Source organism: Paraprevotella xylaniphila YIT 11841, from assembly GCF_000205165.1.
GTDB lineage: Bacteria > Bacteroidota > Bacteroidia > Bacteroidales > Bacteroidaceae > Paraprevotella > Paraprevotella xylaniphila.
In genome coordinates, this window is record NZ_GL883836.1 from 116005 (window position 1) to 131765 (window position 15761).

The following is a 15761-nucleotide window of genomic DNA, read 5'->3' on the forward strand; positions in this document are numbered from 1 at the left end:
TTTTTATCGAAAGTTACAAGGACTTGATGTCTCCGAACGGGAAGTTGATACCGATACTGATGTTCATGTTGGCATTTCCCACCGGAATGAATTGCGGAGTCACCTTGAAGAACTGGTGGTTGCTACCCAAGAAGAGACTGAATCCTTTTCCGTGGTAGTTGGCCACCCATCCGAAAGACGAACCGAAAGATGAAATGGCGTAGCTGATGGAGGCATCGAAGCACTTCACCGGAGCCACGTTGGCCGAGAAACGGCCTTCGGACCAAGAATAACGTCCATTGATACGAGTCGATTCCAAAAAGCCGAATTTCAGCTTATCATAGTATGGGAAAGTGTAAAGTGCACCTATGTTCAGTGTGGCTCCCAAAGCACGCGTATGCTTTTTTGTACCTTGCGCCTTCATTTGGAACAAGTCTTCCAAATCATCTGTCAGATTGTCTATTTGGTCTTCGATAGACATACCCGGAGCCGCTTTGTCCGAATCGAACGGAATGTCATGGAAACCGTCGAACTCCCAAGGCTCGGCGGCCATGGTAGCCTGTGTGGCATTCTTGTAACTTATCCATCCTAAGTCGAGTACGGCCATGGACAATTCCAAATCTTCGCGTAATTGGTATGTGGCACCGAAGTCGAATGCCATGCCGAAACCACCGATGGCGTTGCCCGTTTCGATGTTGTCAAAGTCGAGTTCTTCTTCCTCTTTCTGTCCTACTACGGCTCCCGTGTTCTCGTCTACTACATCCTTGAGTTTAGTTTTGGTCGGAATGTCCACGATGCCGACGGAAGAAAATTCACCATTTCCAGACACGGCCCATTTGTCATCGGTCAAGGTCAGTTTCATGTCGTTGACGTGGAAGTCTGCGTTATATATGCCCAAAAGGAATTTTACTTTGGCTCCCACTGTCAGTTTGTCCATGATTTTACGTGAGTGTCCGAAAGCGATTTCCGCATAGTTGTTAGAATAGATACCCATGTCTTCGAGAGTATATTCGCTGTTCCCATTAGCCATGCCTACCTTAGCGAATTCGAATAAATCCTTGGGAAGGTTCATACGCGTACCGCTCTTTACGGAAAGGTCGAATGTGTTGAATCCTCCCCATTTATGGAAACCGAAAGACAGAATGGTCATATCGAGGTCTAAGTTCAGGCGGTTGCGGTTTTTCAATCCATCTAAGAACTCTCCGGCATCCACGTGGTCGTTGAGGAACGTGGTGAGGCTTCCGTCGGGGAGTTTATGGATGAAATCCTTCACTCCGACAGTGGATTGTAGACCTACGTTGAAATTACCTAATGGGATGAGGGGCATACTTATGTAGTTACGTTCATTGGCGAATGCCGGGTTCATCTGGTGGCGGTAGGTGTAGCCTTCAAGGAAATAGGCCGAACGCAAACTGTTTTGTGCCAAAGTAGATACCGTGGGTAAGGACACCGCAAAAAGCAGGGCTGCTGCGATTTTATTTCTTCTTTTCATAAATTTATTCCGTTATAAAAATGAGATATTAGTTCAAGTCTACCGTTACTCCGTCTTTGATGCGGATGCGGATATTGGAAAGCTTCAGGGTCATGCCTTTGTTCAGCGTGGCATTTTGGTTGACACCTTCCATGTCGGCCGTGAAATTGACAATCAGTCCGTCAAGGTCTTTCATGTCTCCGCTTTCGCATACGATCTCCAATTGTATGGGACTCTCGGTAGCTGTTTCACCATTTTCGCCTGTCAGTTTCAGACCCGGGGCAATCGTGTTTTTGACCGGATTAACCGTTACGTTGGGATATACGTTGCCGTTCCGGTCTATGGCTTGTGCATTAAGCTTGAAGTTGAGTGGAATACCGTTCAAGGCATCCATTTCTACGATGGCTTTTTTGATGGTGATGTCTTCCAGGTCACCGCCCCAATCGTTAATGGTATCTTTATAAACTATGTTCAGTTCGTTTCCGAATTGCAGCGGGGCATTCAGTTCGTAAATGGTGTTTACTTCGTAATAGGCACCATCGTTGCCGAGTTCCACTTCCGTGTCGTGTTGCAGTGCCTTGGCTTCTACGTCCGTAAGTTTGATTTCATCAGGAATGGTGCGTATCAGTTCATACAGGTTGTCACCTAATACAATATTCTTGGCGCCTGCGGGCAAATTCTCCATATTGATACGTGAGAGATAATATTCCGAAGTTGCACTTCCTGCAAGTGTGATGGTTTGGTCCGTAGGTGTACTGCCCAAGTCCGTACCGATTTGGAAACCTTCGTTGAAGACACCGTCTTTGGTCCATGTCATGCGTGCCTTCAAATTTACGTCAGCCGGGCTTCCGTTCTCAAGCCTCAGTTTGATGTACGGGTTCGTCAGGTCTAAGTTTACGTCATCCTTCAAGAAATCAGGTACACCTTCTACGGTGATCGGGTCTACGTTGATGTCAATTTTCGGGTCAACGATACCCGTTACACTCTGCAACGTGATGTCGGGCACTTCCGTGTCGGTAATCAGGTCTACTTGGATGTTTCCGGCCGGAACTCCGGGGGTTGTGGCCGTACCGTTAGCTATGACATGCGTTTGCAGTTTGAAATGTCCCGGTTCGTATATTCCTTGGCCGTCGGGGAAATTCTGGATGCGCTTGAAATATACAGGAATTTTCAGTGTCATACCTTTGCGGATTTCTTGATCCTGCAGGAATTCTATGGTCTGGTCTTCTCCTTCTTTGATACCATAATTTCCCGTATTGTCCAATTCAAAAACGAAACCGTTGGGTTGTGTCTGGCCTTCCAATTCCATTTCTATGGAGAATCCCTTTTTCAGGGTGATGACCTCCACGTTTTGGCTTGTCTGGCTGAAACTAAGGGTCAGATAGGCCGTGAAATCCACATCGGTGGAAGTGAGCGACACGATGTCCGTTGTTACGTCGTCTTTCGAGAAAAGGAAGTCCGTGGTCACATCGTTTACTTGGGCCTCCACTTCTTCGCTTGTGGCTGCCGGTGTGTTGAAGTACAGTGTTGTCGTCGTCGGGTTACTTTCCGGGGCGTTGATATGTACGGGGTCTATTTCCACGTCGGTTTCTGTGGTATCGGCTTTGTTCAGGGCATAATTCCCTTGTGCGTCAGCTTTTACGACACTGTTGTCTTCCAAATCCATAATTTCTTCCAACGTGAATTCTTCCGTTCCGCTACCCGGAATGCTGAGGTCTCCGCCCACGGTGATAGTCATGTCAATGTCCTTGGTGAGGTCATAACTGTCATCCACGCAAGATGCGAAGAAGAACGGAGATAAGGCGGTTGTCCATAACGATGCCTTGATGAGTCTTCGTTTGTTCATAATTAATAATGTTTTGAAGTTATTTCTGAATCTAAATAATGCCAATACGTCTTTTTGACCATTTGTTTAGCTTAATCGACCACAAAGATATTTAAAATAAACATAATATAAGTATATTTCATGAAATATTTTGGAAGAAGTTTTATTTTTATAGGCAGAGATTCTTTATTTTATATTATCAAGATTACTTTTCTAAGATGTCAGGACGTGCAATCGGGCTTTTTTGCTTAACTTTGCAGCACAAGTATTTATTCTAATCTGTTACAAATAGTAGTTATGTCTATTTCATTTTTTAGAACTCCCGGCGGGAGCGTCATCGCTACAGAGGCGGACCATCGTCTCAATGCGGAGGAAATCGAAAAATTATGTTGGCTTTACGGTGGTGCCACCGTGGAAACCGAAGACGGACTGAAAGGTTGTTTCGTAGGTCCGCGTCGTGAGATGATTACTCCGTGGAGTACGAATGCCGTTGAGATTACTCAAAACATGAGCCTCAGCGGTATTTCTCGTATAGAAGAGTATTTCCCAGTGGAAGATGAACATGCCGGGCACGATCCGATGCTGCAACGTATGTATAAGGGTTTGGACCAGGATATTTTTACGGTTGATATCCAACCGGCTCCCATCGTGTATATAGAGAATCTGGAAGAATATAACGAACAGGAAGGATTGGCTCTTTCGCCAGAGGAAATCGAATACCTGCATCAGGTGGAAGGCCAGTTGGGGCGTAAGCTGACGGATTCGGAGGTGTTCGGTTTCGCACAAATCAATTCCGAGCATTGCCGTCATAAGATTTTCGGCGGTACGTTCATCATCGACGGGAAGGAAATGGAGTCTTCTTTGTTCCAGATGATTAAGAAAACTACACAGGAAAATCCGCATAAAATCATTTCGGCATACAAGGACAATGTGGCTTTTGCACAAGGGCCGGTGGTGGAACAGTTTGCGCCGAAAGACCATTCCACGTCCGACTATTTTGTGATCAAGGATATCGAGTCTGTGATTTCCATCAAGGCGGAGACACACAACTTCCCGACCACGGTGGAACCTTTCAATGGAGCTTCCACGGGAACGGGCGGTGAGATACGCGACCGTATGGGCGGAGGTGTCGGTTCATGGCCGATAGCCGGGACGGCGGTCTACATGACCTCTTATCCGCGTACAGATGAGGGTCGTGATTGGGAGGACATCCTGCCGGTACGCCGTTGGTTATACCAGACTCCGGAACAGATTTTGATCAAGGCATCGAACGGGGCTTCCGACTTCGGTAACAAGTTCGGGCAACCGCTGATTACCGGTTCCGTACTGACATTTGAACATCAGGAGAACGGCGAACGTTACGGTTATGACAAGGTGATTATGTTGGCCGGAGGCGTGGGATACGGCACAAAGCGCGACTGTTTGAAAGGAACGCCGCAGAAAGGCAACAAGGTCGTAGTGGTCGGCGGTGACAACTACCGTATCGGTTTGGGCGGCGGTTCTGTTTCGTCGGTGGATACGGGACGCTATTCTTCCGGCATCGAACTGAATGCCGTGCAGCGTGCGAATCCCGAGATGCAGAAGCGTGCCAACAATTTGGTGCGTGCATTGTGCGAAGAGGACGTGAATCCGGTGGTTTCCATACACGACCACGGTTCGGCCGGACATGTGAACTGTCTTTCCGAGTTGGTGGAGGAGTGCGGTGGATTGATAGATATGTCCAAATTGCCGATTGGTGACAAGACTTTGTCTTCTAAGGAAATCATAGCCAACGAATCGCAGGAACGCATGGGATTGTTGATTCAGGAAGAACATATCGAACACGTGCGTAAGATAGCCGAACGCGAGCGTGCACCGATGTACGTGGTCGGTGAAACGACCGGCGACGCGCACTTTGCTTTCCAGCAGGCCGATGGCGTGCGTCCGTTTGATTTGGATGTGTCGCAGATGTTCGGTCACAGTCCTAAGACGTACATGCGCGACAATACGGTGGAGCGTAAGTATGAGGACGTGACGTATGATGAAGCCAAGTTGAATGAATACGTGGCTCGTGTGTTGCGTTTGGAGGCCGTGGCTTGTAAGGATTGGCTGACCAATAAAGTAGACCGTTCCGTGACGGGCAAAGTGGCGCGACAGCAATGCCAAGGTGAAATCCAGTTGCCGTTGAGCGACTGCGGTGTCGTGGCTTTGGATTACCGTGGAAAGGCCGGTATCGCTACCGCTATCGGGCATGCGCCCCAAGCCGGTTTGGCAGACCCGGCCGCAGGTTCCGTGCTTTCGGTGGCCGAATCGTTGACTAATATCGTATGGGCACCGCTGGCCGAAGGGTTGGACAGCGTGTCTCTCTCTGCCAACTGGATGTGGCCGTGCCGCTCTCAGGAAGGCGAAGATGCCCGTTTGTACCAAGGTGTACAGGCTTTGTCCGATTTCTGTTGTGCTTTGGAAATCAACGTGCCTACCGGAAAAGATTCCTTGTCCATGAGCCAGCAGTATCCCGGCGGCGAGAAAATCATCTCGCCGGGTACGGTCATCGTGAGTGCCGGTGGTGAGGTAAGCGACGTGAAAAAGGTAGTTTCGCCGGTGATGGTCAATAAGGAAAAGACCACTTTCTATCATATCGATTTCAGCTTCGACGATTTGCGTTTGGGTGGTTCGGCTTTTGCCCAATCTTTAAATAAGGTGGGTTCGGATGTGCCGACCTGCAAGAATCCTGAATATTTCCGTGATGCTTTCAATGCCGTGCAGACGTTGGTAAACAAAGGCTTGGTTTTGGCCGGTCATGACATTTCGGCCGGAGGTTTGATTACCACTTTGCTTGAAATGTGTTTCGCGAATATGGAAGGCGGTATGGAAATCTCTTTGGACAAATTCGGACATCATGACATCGTGAAGATTCTCTTGGCTGAGAATCCGGGTGTGGTGGTGCAAATTGCCGACAAACATAAGGCGGAATTCAAGAAAATCATGGACGATGCCGGTGTGGGTTATCTCAAGTTGGGACATCCTACGGACGAACGCCTTGTTCAAGTGACAAAGGACGGTGCGGAGTACCAGTTCGGCATAGATTATCTGCGTGACGTATGGTATAGCACTTCCTACTTGCTCGACCGGAAGCAGAGTATGAACGGACGCGCCAAGGCTCGTTTTGAGAATTATAAGATGCAGCCGCTCGAAATGGTGTTTAATAAGGATTTCACGGGCAAGTTGGCGCAGTACGGGTTGAACCCTGACCGTCGTACCCCGTCGGGCATCAAGGCCGCCATTATCCGTGAAAAGGGAACGAACGGTGAGCGCGAAATGGCTTATTCGCTCTATTTGGCGGGATTCGACGTGAAGGATGTCATGATGACCGACCTGATAAGCGGACGGGAGACGTTGGAAGATATCAATATGATTGTCTTCTGTGGTGGGTTCTCCAATTCGGATGTGTTGGGTTCTGCCAAAGGTTGGGCCGGTGCTTTCTTGTATAATCCGAAGGCCAAGGCGGCACTCGACAATTTCTATGCCCGTGAAGACACGCTGTCTTTGGGTATTTGCAACGGTTGCCAGTTGATGGTGGAACTGGATTTGATTAATCCGGAATTTACGAAGAAGGCGCACATGTTGCACAATGACTCTCATAAGTTTGAATCGGAGTTCGTAGGGTTGACCATCCCGATGAACCGGAGCGTGATGTTCGGTTCGCTGAGCGGGAACAAGTTGGGCATCTGGGTAGCTCATGGCGAAGGCAAGTTCTCGTTGCCTTATCCTGAAGATAAGTATAATGTGATTGCCAAATACAGCTATGATGAGTATCCCGGTAATCCGAACGGGTCGGATTACAGTGTGGCCGGTATATGCAGTGCCGACGGGCGCCATTTGGCCATGATGCCCCACTTGGAGCGTGCCATCTTCCCGTGGCAGAACGCCTGGTATCCGGCAGACCGCCGTGCGGATGAGGTCACGCCTTGGATGGAAGCTTTTGTCAATGCCCGTAAGTGGGTGGAGGCTCATAAGAAATAATCATGTCCGGACGGCATGCAAAGGGGCTGTGCCTATGTCATGGCGCAGCCCCGTGTGCTGTCTGTGCATCCCGTGTAAGAGTTGGAATATGAATATTTATTGGAACAGTTTCCGTACGTTTTTCCGCATAGGTTTGTTTACCATAGGCGGGGGATATGCCATGATACCGTTGATTGAAGCGGATGTGGTGGACAAAAACAGATGGGTGAGCCGTGAAGACTTTCTGGACTTGATGGCCATAGCCCAAAGTTGCCCCGGGATTTTTGCGGTCAACATGAGCATTTTTATCGGCTATAAGCTGAAGGGCGTACCCGGTAGCGTGGTTTGTGCTTTGGGTACCATCTTGCCCTCTTTCTTGATTATTCTCGGCATAGCCTTGTTTTTCCAACAGTTTCGGGATAATGAGACCGTGCAGAGCATTTTCAAGGGTATCCGTCCGGCAGTGGTGGCACTGATAGCCGCCCCTACGTTTAAAATGGGGAAGAGTGCCAAAATCGGGATGACCAATGTGTGGATACCGGTGGTGAGTGCCTTGTTGATTTGGCTGTTGGGTGTTTCTCCTATATACATTATTATAATGGCCGGTTTGGGAGGTTACCTGTACGGCCGTTATGTCAAACCGTCGGAAAGTAAATGATAAAGATATGTGGTGGTTATATATAAAGCTTTTCTATAGCTTCTTCAAAATCGGCTTGTTCGGTTTTGGGGGAGGCTATGCCATGATTTCCTTGATTCAAGGGGAAGTGGTCAACCGTTATCATTGGTTGACGAGCGGGCAGTTTACGGATATCGTGGCTATCAGCCAGATGACACCGGGGCCGATAGGCATCAATTCGGCTACGTATGTGGGCTATACCAGTGTGGTCAATGCCGGTTACGGGCATGGTTGGGCGGTATTGGGCAGTGTGACGGCAACTTTTGCCGTGGTGCTTCCGTCGTTTATCCTGATGTTGCTTATCAGTAAGTTCCTGATGAAGTTCAAGAATCATCCTGTGGTGGAACATGTGTTCCAGGGTTTGCGTCCGGCTGTGGTCGGGTTGTTGGCGGCGGCAGCCTTGCTGTTGCTCACACCGGAGAATTTCAGTACACCGGACAATCCGTGGCAGTTCTATATCAGTATTTTCCTTTTTGCCTTTGCTTTTATCGGCAGTCTGGTGTATAAGATGAATCCTATCAAGTTGATTTGCTTTTGCGGGTTGGCGGGATGGATTCTGTTTTAACCGTTAAATGATATGAGTATGATGGATACGGTAATTCCTTTTGCGTTGTTGTGTTTCACTTCATTGTTTACCATCACCAGTCCTTTGAGCACGATGCCGGTGTTTTTGACGATGACACAGTCTTTGGATGAGAAAGAACGGCGTGCAGTGGCCGTACGCGCCACTTTGGTGGCTTGTTGTGCATTGTTGCTGTTTGTATTGGCAGGTCAGTTCTTATTCAAGTTTTTTGGTATTTCCACCAACGGTTTCCGCATTGTGGGTGGAATTATTATTTTTCGTATCGGTTTCGACATGTTGCAAGCCAAGTACACTCCGATGAACTTGCGGAAGGAAGAAATCAAGGAGTATGCCAACGATGTATCCGTGGCTCCTTTGGGAATTCCTTTGTTATGCGGGCCGGGGGCAATAGCCAATGCTATCGTGCTGATGCAGGAAGCCTATTCCTTTGAGATGAAGACGGCGGTGATAGTAGCCATTATTTTGGTTTATCTGATTACGTTCGTTCTTTTACGTTGGGCAGGGGTTTTAGTGAAGTTCATCGGTGAGACAGGAAATAATGTGATGATGCGTCTGATGGGGTTGATCCTGATGGTGATTGCAGTGGAATGTTTCGTAAGTGGGGCGCGCCCCATCCTGACGGAAATCCTGCGTGGAAGTTAGAAGATATCAAAATGAAAGAGGCTTAGTCAAAGGCAATCCAAAGAGAAGTTGAAGGATTGATAAGATAAAAACTGATGAAAGAAGAATATTTTTCATCGGTTTTTTTGCGAAAAATGGAATTGTTCGTATCTTTGCGAACATTAAGGCTGTAGTAAAGCATGAAGGATAAGAACTATACACTGGCGCAGGAACAAATAGCCCGTTTCGCCAAGGCGATGGGACACCCTGCAAGGATTGCCATACTTGAATTTCTGGCAAAACAAGAGTGCTGTTTCTTCGGGGACATCCATGAGGAACTCCCGATAGCCAAAGCAACGGTGTCACAGCACTTGAAAGAGTTGAAAGATGCCGGACTGATACAGGGGGAGATAGAACCTCCTAAAGTAAAGTATTGCATCAATCGGGAAAACTGGAATATAGCCCATGAACTTTTTGCCAAGTTCTTCGGACAATGTGCCTGCAAAAAAAGAAAGTTACTGTAAAAAGTGGCACTTTTTTTATTCTTATTGTTCGTAATTCTACGAAATACAAACATGTCTTATAACCAATTAAAAATAACTTGTATGAATAAAATCGTTTTAACGTTGGCTTTAGTGTTTGGTATGACAGCCTGTGGAAACAATACAGCGAAAAACAGTAGTGGCACAGAGCAGCAAACAGCACAGAGTGAGAAACAAGACCGTGTGGAAGTTCTCTATTTTCATGGTAAGCAACGGTGTGCCACTTGTATGGCGATAGAGAAAAACGCTAAAGAAGCAGTAGAGGCACAATTTGAGGCACAATTAAAGAACGGGGCACTCGTTTTCAAGACTATTGATATCTCAAAAGAAGAAAACGAGGCAATCGCAGACAAGTACGAGGTGACGTGGTCTTCACTCTTTCTTGTCCGTTACCAAAGCGGTAAAGAGAGTGCGGAGGACTTGACGAAGTATGCCTTTGCCAATGCCCGTACAGCTCCCGATACATTCAAACAAGGCCTGACAGAGAAAATAAACGGATTGCTCGACTAATTCGGAAAGTCATGGAATGGCTGCAATCATTATTAGACAATAGCACGGCACCGGCTTTGATTGCTTTTCTGTTGGGATTGCTGACTGCCATTTCTCCTTGTCCGTTGGCTACGAATATCGCTGCTATCGGTTATATAGGGAAAGAGGTGGAAGACCGGAAAACCGTTTTCAGGAAAGGTTTGCTATATACGCTTGGGCGCATTGTCGCTTATACGGCATTGGGATGCGTGTTGATTATGGTTCTCGAAGAGGGGGCGAGCTTGTTTGGCATTCAAAAGGTAATAGGGAAATATGGGGAAATGTTGTTGCCTCCGGTTTTATTGGTCATCGGATTGTTTATGTTGTTCGGAAACAATCTCAATCTGCCTCAGTTCGGATTTAAGGGAAACAGAGAAGGACTGGCGAAGCATGGCAACTGGGGTGCTTTATGGCTCGGTATGTTGTTTGCGATGGCATTTTGCCCGACAAGCGGTATTTTCTATTTTGGCATGTTAATTCCCATGTCCGCCACATCACCGGCAGGCTATCTGCTGCCCGTATTGTTTGCGGTGGCAACGGCGCTCCCGGTTTTAATCGTTGCATGGATACTGGCATTCAGCGTACAGCACATAAGCGGTTTCTACGGGAAGATGCAGACCGTTCGGGTGTGGTTGAACTTCATCGTCGGCGGGTTGTTTATAGCCATCGGTGGGTATTATGCCATAACCGTGTATCTGTAATTTTTTTATGGTCAATGTTCGTGATATAACGAATAAAATAATTCAAACTTCAACTATCGTATTTATGGAAATTAAAGTTTTAGGAGTAGGTTGCGCCAAATGCAAGGCGACCTACGCTGTCATTGAAAAAGTAGTGAAAGAACAGGGGCTTGATGCTACCCTCATCAAGGTGGAGGACATCATGGAATTGCTGAATTATAATATCATGGCTACTCCCGCAGTGGTCATCGATGGGGAGGTAAAGCTGAAAGGACACGTTCCCACGGAAAATGAAGTGAAGAAAATATTAGGGCTGTAAACTCCTGTCGCAATGGACATGCAAAAAGAATTGAAAATATTAGGTTGGATTGTGGTTGTTTTCGTAGCCATATTCTTTATGCCACTTGGAAACGAGCGGTTTCTTACAGCCATTGGTGCGACACTCGACCTGTCTCAATGGTATGCCCGGGAACATGTCATCCTATGCCTATTGCCCGCTTTCTTTATAGCCGGAGTAATTGCAGTCTTTGTCAGTCAAGGTTCCGTTATCAAGTATTTCGGAGCAAACGCAAAGAAATGGTTATCCTACACGGCTGCCGCCGTTTCGGGAAGTATTTTGGCTGTATGTTCGTGCACCATCCTGCCGTTGTTCACCGGCATATACAAACGCGGAGCCGGATTGGGGCCGGCCATCGCATTCCTGTATTCCGGTCCGGCTATCAGTATCTTGTCTATCATTCTGACAGCACGCATCTTGGGTATTGAAATGGGAATTGCACGTGTTGTCGGTGCGGTAAGTTTTTCCGTAATCATTGGGCTTGCCATGTCCTTCATCTTCCGCAAAGAAGAGAAAGCCAAGAAAGAGGAACAGATGAATATTGTACTACCGGCGGAGAAACGCCCGGTGTGGCAGACCGCATTCCACTTCTTTACACTGGTGCTTATCCTTGTTTTCGCCAACTGGGGTGCACCTGCTGCTTCCGACAAAGGATTGTGGTTCTACTTGTTCAGTTACAAATGGTACATCACGGGCGGATTGGGCATACTTCTGTGTGGGGCATTAGTTGGCGTTCTCAAGCTTCCCGTATGGAAAGTCCTATTGGCGGCGGTCTTGACGGGAATGGCCGCAATCCTCTCAAACCTCTTTATTGCCAATGCGAAATTAGTTCCGCCCGTTCCTATGATTGTGGCAATAGCGGCGTTATCGCTCATTTTGCTTACCGATACTCGGAGTGATGAAAATCGGGAGTGGGCTTTGTCCTCATGGGGATTTGCCAAACAGATATTGCCGCTTTTGGCAATCGGTGTGGTGGTAGCGGGCTTCCTGTTGGGATCCACGCACGATGGCACAGCCATTGCCGGAATCATTCCGAACAGTTGGATTGAGTGGGCGGTCGGGGGCAATTCGATTCTTTCCAACTTCCTCGCCAGCTTCGTCGGTGCATTCATGTATTTTGCCACGCTTACGGAAGTACCGATTGTTCAAGGTTTGTTGGCTTCGGGAATGGGCGAAGGTCCGGCATTGGCCTTGCTGCTTGCGGGACCTTCCCTGTCCCTGCCCAACATGCTCGTCATTCGGGGCGTGTTGGGAACAAAAAAGACAGTCGTTTACGTGGGTCTTGTCATTGTGATGGCAACAATTTCGGGATATTTTTTCGGCATGCTGTCTTAATGGAAATCTTTTAAGCGATAAAAACGGCAGAGGAAAGTGGCGAATCGGGCACAAACCTTTGCCGTTTGGGGTAAACGGATGGGTGGGGAGAAGGAACGTCCCCTATTTAAAGGCGTCGTGTTTGATGATTTTATGTATGTCTTTTATATTGAATTCACCTTTGAGGAGTACGAGTATGCCGTCTTCTTCCGAGTCTTCCGTGGAACGAATGACGACTACGATTTGGCGAATGACTTCCTTGTCTTTTTTGAAAAATACCCGGATGTGTTCATCGTCCTCCTTTACTTCTACCATTTTGGAATAGTCCTTAAAGTCCAACATTTCCAAATCAGCGAGGTAACGTTTGAGAAGAGCAGAGTCGTTTTGCAGTTTCTCGGGCGTGAGTACTTTTATGCTTCTCACGTTGATGCCCGCCTTGTGGAGTTTCTTTTTCACCAAAGGCATGAGTATGCCCGGCATACGTACGGATGCTTGGTCGTATTGGTTGACGAATGCGTCTATTCCGGTGGTCTGCCTGCTGCACGACATGGCGCAAAGGCATGCAAGGATAAGGATGAAATGTTTCATGATATTTGTTTTTTAGAGGTTTTTTAATAGTTTTTCCAGTTCTTCTTTCCGCATGTTTCCTATAATCCAAATCAACTGCGTGTCATCTTTGCTTTGGACGGTGATTAGAAATGCGCTTGGGCTGTCAGAGGATTTTTCTTTCTTTAAGATACAGACCTTTTCATCGGAGTCTACCGTTTTGATGAGTTGTTTGTACTTTTCGTCCTTGATGCATTGCTGCAAGTCTCTGTCGATGGACTGGAGGAGTTCTCGGTTGTCTATGTCCAGTATGTTGATTTCCTTAATGGATATGTTCGACATGTCTGGCAATAAGGTTTTGATGATTTCGCCGTTTATGTTGACGTAAGTCACTCCTTGCTTTTCGGCATAACGGTCGAAAAGCGTTTGTTGGGCTACGGCCGGCATGATGTATGCCAGTCCGGCCAATAGTACTATAAGTCGTCTTTTCATAAGGCAATGTCTTTAAGTTCGTGAATATTCTTATGGATGTCTCTTTTGATGTATTTTAATCTTTCGTGGGTGCGCAGGACGCTTTGTTCGCCCGTTTCTATACATTTGAGCGTACTTCCCAGTGCTTTTTTGGCAATGAGGGTTTCTTGGGGAGTGAGTTCGTTATGCTGTTGCAGGACATGCGTGATACCCACGTAGCAAAGCAAGGCGGCTGCCACGGCCACTGGTCCCCAAAAAAGAAAGCGCCTTTTACGGGAGGGGACGACAGATTGCCGGTCTATCCAAGCTTCCAGACGTTGTTCCATTCCGTCAGGCGGGAGGGCTTGGCTTTCTTCCGCCAAGATGCGGAAGAGGGTAGCGTCGGCATGGCTCTCTTCCGTATGGGAAAGGAAGTGGGTCCGGAGCAGGTTCTCTTCTTCCAAAGTGGTTTTTCCTTCGTAATACCGCTTCAAGAGTTCCTGGTAATCAACTGTATTTTTTCTGTTCATGGTGGTGCTTTGTTTTTATATATAGTTCTCGTAATTTTCGACGGGCGCGGGAGAGTATCATCCGGATGTGGGCTTCTTTCAACTGTACGGCGGCTGCAATTTCTTCAAAACTGTATCCGCCAATGTCCCTCATGACGATGACTGTGTGTTGGGGCTCTTCCAAACTATCAATATATCGGTGCAGCAGTGCGGCTTCTTCCGAGTGGATGGTCTCTGAATAAGGAGTGGATGCCGCAGCTATGGTACGTTCTGTTTTTTCGTAGTTTTCGTATGAGAGGTGTCGTTTCCGTATGGTGTCGAGACACAGGTTCTTGACGCTTGTTACGGCGTACGCCCTGGCATCAAGGATTCCGTCCAGTGTATCCCGTTGTTTCCATAATTTCATATAGGCTTCCTGCACCATGTCTTCTGCGTCTTCCGGATTTCCCAATATCCGGTAGGCGGTGCGATACATGGAGGCAGACAACGGTAAATAGGTCTGTTTGAAGGTTTCTTTGTTCATGCGAGGGCTATGTTTTTATAAAGAAGACGCAAGGGAAGCGTTTTTGCAACAAAGGAAATAAAAAAAACTGCGGTAGTCTATTTAAAAAGACGAGTGCCGCAGTTTTTAGAATGTGTGCCGGTAATGTATCCGCTAAAAAGCGTCTGGCTATCTTTGTCGTATCAGTTGAAATAATAAATGAAGATAGCCGTACCCTCCAATGCTTTTTTTCCGGTTTCTTTGATGTCCATCGTGAATCTGATTTCGGCCTTGACGGCACCGCGCAGATTGGCTAAAGACTGGAGTTTTGTACTCAAACGCACGCTTTGTCCGCTGAGGACGGCTTGGCCGAATTTCATCTTGTCGATACCGTAATTAATCATCATCTTCAGATTGTTCACCTCAATGATTTGGTTCCATAAGTAGGGTAGGAGGGAGAGGGTCAGATAGCCGTGTACGATGGTGCTCTTGAACGGGCTTTCCTTTTGGGCACGCTCCACATCCGTGTGAATCCATTGATGATCCAAAGTGGCATCGGCAAAGAGGTTGATACGTTCTTGATCCACCTGCAAATATTCCGATTCGCCCAAAGGCTGCCCTACATATTTTTCAAAATCTTCGAAAGAATTAATTACTAATTTACTCATGTTCCCTGAGATTTAAGTTTATGTAATTTGTTATTTGTAAGCAAATATACAGAATAAAGTGTTTCCGGACAATAATCCGGCTGTTTTTTTGTTTTTTCTTCTCCGGAAATTTTAGAAAAAAGCCTTTCATCTTTCAGGATACGCTGTAAATATCTTGCTTTAAGCATATTAGTATCCTGAAGGATGGAAGTGCCATCTTTCAGCCGTTCTTCAGGTGACGGACTGCTACCGTTGTGCGCCAAACCAAAAATCAATCTAAGCCGAACGATTTTTCGATCTAAGCCGAACGATTTTCGGATGTGCGCCAAACGGAAAGCGGCATTCGGCTCAGCTCGTAGCTGACATGGGCTGAAAGACTACAGGTTGAAAGTTCAGGGTGTATCCGATTTGTATTGAGGTAGTTACAGTGTATCCTGAAAGATGAAAGGTATTTTCCGAAAAAGTATGGAGGAGGAGAAAAGGCATGGGGAGTATCGAGTCCGACGGCTATCCGGTTTCTTTGAGGAAGGACGACACGGAGAGCGCAGAAACGTGCACTAATGTGCAGAAATGTGCGCAAACGAGCGGAAACGCGCACAAATGTGCAACCTC

At 47.2% G+C, this 15761-nt stretch carries 17 protein-coding genes; 9 read left to right on the plus strand and 8 right to left on the minus strand.

Annotated elements, in window-relative coordinates; all coding sequences use genetic code 11:
* Positions 1–13: 13 nt before the first annotated feature.
* A complete protein-coding gene (locus tag HMPREF9442_RS05680; protein WP_008626333.1) occupies positions 14–1471 on the minus strand; it encodes a DUF5723 family protein in 1458 nt (485 codons plus the stop codon).
* Between the two features lie 28 nt (positions 1472–1499).
* Positions 1500–3296, minus strand: coding sequence for a hypothetical protein (locus HMPREF9442_RS05685; protein WP_008626335.1), 1797 nt, complete (start codon positions 3294–3296; stop codon positions 1500–1502).
* Positions 3297–3572: 276 nt separating this feature from the next.
* On the opposite strand from HMPREF9442_RS05685, the gene purL reads away from it, so the two are divergent.
* The 9 genes from purL to HMPREF9442_RS05730 all read left to right on the plus strand — a co-directional run bounded on the left by purL (position 3573) and on the right by HMPREF9442_RS05730 (position 12537).
* A complete protein-coding gene (gene purL / locus HMPREF9442_RS05690) occupies positions 3573–7277 on the plus strand; it encodes a phosphoribosylformylglycinamidine synthase (protein WP_008626336.1) in 3705 nt (1234 codons plus the stop codon).
* 88 nt (positions 7278–7365) lie between these two features.
* A complete protein-coding gene (locus tag HMPREF9442_RS05695; protein WP_008626337.1) occupies positions 7366–7914 on the plus strand; it encodes a chromate transporter in 549 nt (182 codons plus the stop codon).
* A 7-nt stretch (positions 7915–7921) separates the two neighbouring features.
* Positions 7922–8497, plus strand: coding sequence for a chromate transporter (locus HMPREF9442_RS05700; protein WP_008626338.1), 576 nt, complete (start codon positions 7922–7924; stop codon positions 8495–8497).
* 18 nt (positions 8498–8515) lie between these two features.
* Positions 8516–9157 carry a MarC family protein gene (locus HMPREF9442_RS05705; RefSeq protein ID WP_436197881.1) on the plus strand — a complete coding sequence of 214 codons (642 nt, stop codon included), beginning with the start codon at positions 8516–8518 and terminating at the stop codon, positions 9155–9157.
* Between the two features lie 158 nt (positions 9158–9315).
* On the plus strand, positions 9316–9639 hold the full coding sequence (locus HMPREF9442_RS05710; protein WP_008626340.1) for an ArsR/SmtB family transcription factor: 324 nt from the start codon (positions 9316–9318) through the stop codon (positions 9637–9639).
* 81 nt (positions 9640–9720) lie between these two features.
* On the plus strand, positions 9721–10167 hold the full coding sequence (locus HMPREF9442_RS05715) for a nitrophenyl compound nitroreductase subunit ArsF family protein (RefSeq protein WP_008626342.1): 447 nt from the start codon (positions 9721–9723) through the stop codon (positions 10165–10167).
* A gap of 11 nt (positions 10168–10178) precedes the next feature.
* The gene (locus HMPREF9442_RS05720; protein WP_008626343.1) at positions 10179–10886 is read left to right on the plus strand and encodes an aromatic aminobenezylarsenical efflux permease ArsG family transporter; all 708 of its coding nucleotides are present in this window, start codon (positions 10179–10181) and stop codon (positions 10884–10886) included.
* A 64-nt stretch (positions 10887–10950) separates the two neighbouring features.
* The gene (locus HMPREF9442_RS05725; RefSeq protein ID WP_040602681.1) at positions 10951–11184 is read left to right on the plus strand and encodes a thioredoxin family protein; all 234 of its coding nucleotides are present in this window, start codon (positions 10951–10953) and stop codon (positions 11182–11184) included.
* Between the two features lie 12 nt (positions 11185–11196).
* The gene (locus HMPREF9442_RS05730) at positions 11197–12537 is read left to right on the plus strand and encodes a permease (RefSeq protein ID WP_008626345.1); all 1341 of its coding nucleotides are present in this window, start codon (positions 11197–11199) and stop codon (positions 12535–12537) included.
* A gap of 102 nt (positions 12538–12639) precedes the next feature.
* Here the strand turns inward: HMPREF9442_RS05730 and HMPREF9442_RS05735 are convergent, their stop codons facing one another.
* The 6 genes from HMPREF9442_RS05735 to HMPREF9442_RS05760 all read right to left on the minus strand — a co-directional run bounded on the left by HMPREF9442_RS05735 (position 12640) and on the right by HMPREF9442_RS05760 (position 15424).
* Positions 12640–13104 carry a DUF4252 domain-containing protein gene (locus tag HMPREF9442_RS05735; RefSeq protein WP_008626346.1) on the minus strand — a complete coding sequence of 155 codons (465 nt, stop codon included), beginning with the start codon at positions 13102–13104 and terminating at the stop codon, positions 12640–12642.
* Between the two features lie 12 nt (positions 13105–13116).
* Positions 13117–13554 carry a DUF4252 domain-containing protein gene (locus HMPREF9442_RS05740; protein ID WP_008626347.1) on the minus strand — a complete coding sequence of 146 codons (438 nt, stop codon included), beginning with the start codon at positions 13552–13554 and terminating at the stop codon, positions 13117–13119.
* Positions 13551–14042, minus strand: a complete 492-nt coding sequence (locus tag HMPREF9442_RS05745; protein ID WP_008626349.1) for a PG0215 family putative anti-sigma factor — start codon at positions 14040–14042, stop codon at positions 13551–13553. Before HMPREF9442_RS05745 ends, HMPREF9442_RS05740 begins: the two co-directional genes overlap by 4 nt.
* Positions 14020–14544 carry a GFO_1088 family ECF-type sigma factor gene (locus tag HMPREF9442_RS05750; RefSeq protein ID WP_008626351.1) on the minus strand — a complete coding sequence of 175 codons (525 nt, stop codon included), beginning with the start codon at positions 14542–14544 and terminating at the stop codon, positions 14020–14022. The genes HMPREF9442_RS05745 and HMPREF9442_RS05750 overlap by 23 nt, the downstream gene beginning before the upstream one ends.
* 161 nt (positions 14545–14705) lie before the next feature.
* Positions 14706–15170 (minus strand): MaoC family dehydratase, encoded by a 465-nt coding sequence (locus HMPREF9442_RS05755; RefSeq protein WP_008626352.1) that lies wholly within the window; start codon positions 15168–15170, stop codon positions 14706–14708.
* Positions 15167–15424: a hypothetical protein gene (locus HMPREF9442_RS05760; RefSeq protein ID WP_040602684.1), complete on the minus strand. Its 258-nt coding sequence runs from the start codon at positions 15422–15424 to the stop codon at positions 15167–15169. The genes HMPREF9442_RS05755 and HMPREF9442_RS05760 overlap by 4 nt, the downstream gene beginning before the upstream one ends.
* Positions 15425–15761 lie beyond the last annotated feature (337 nt).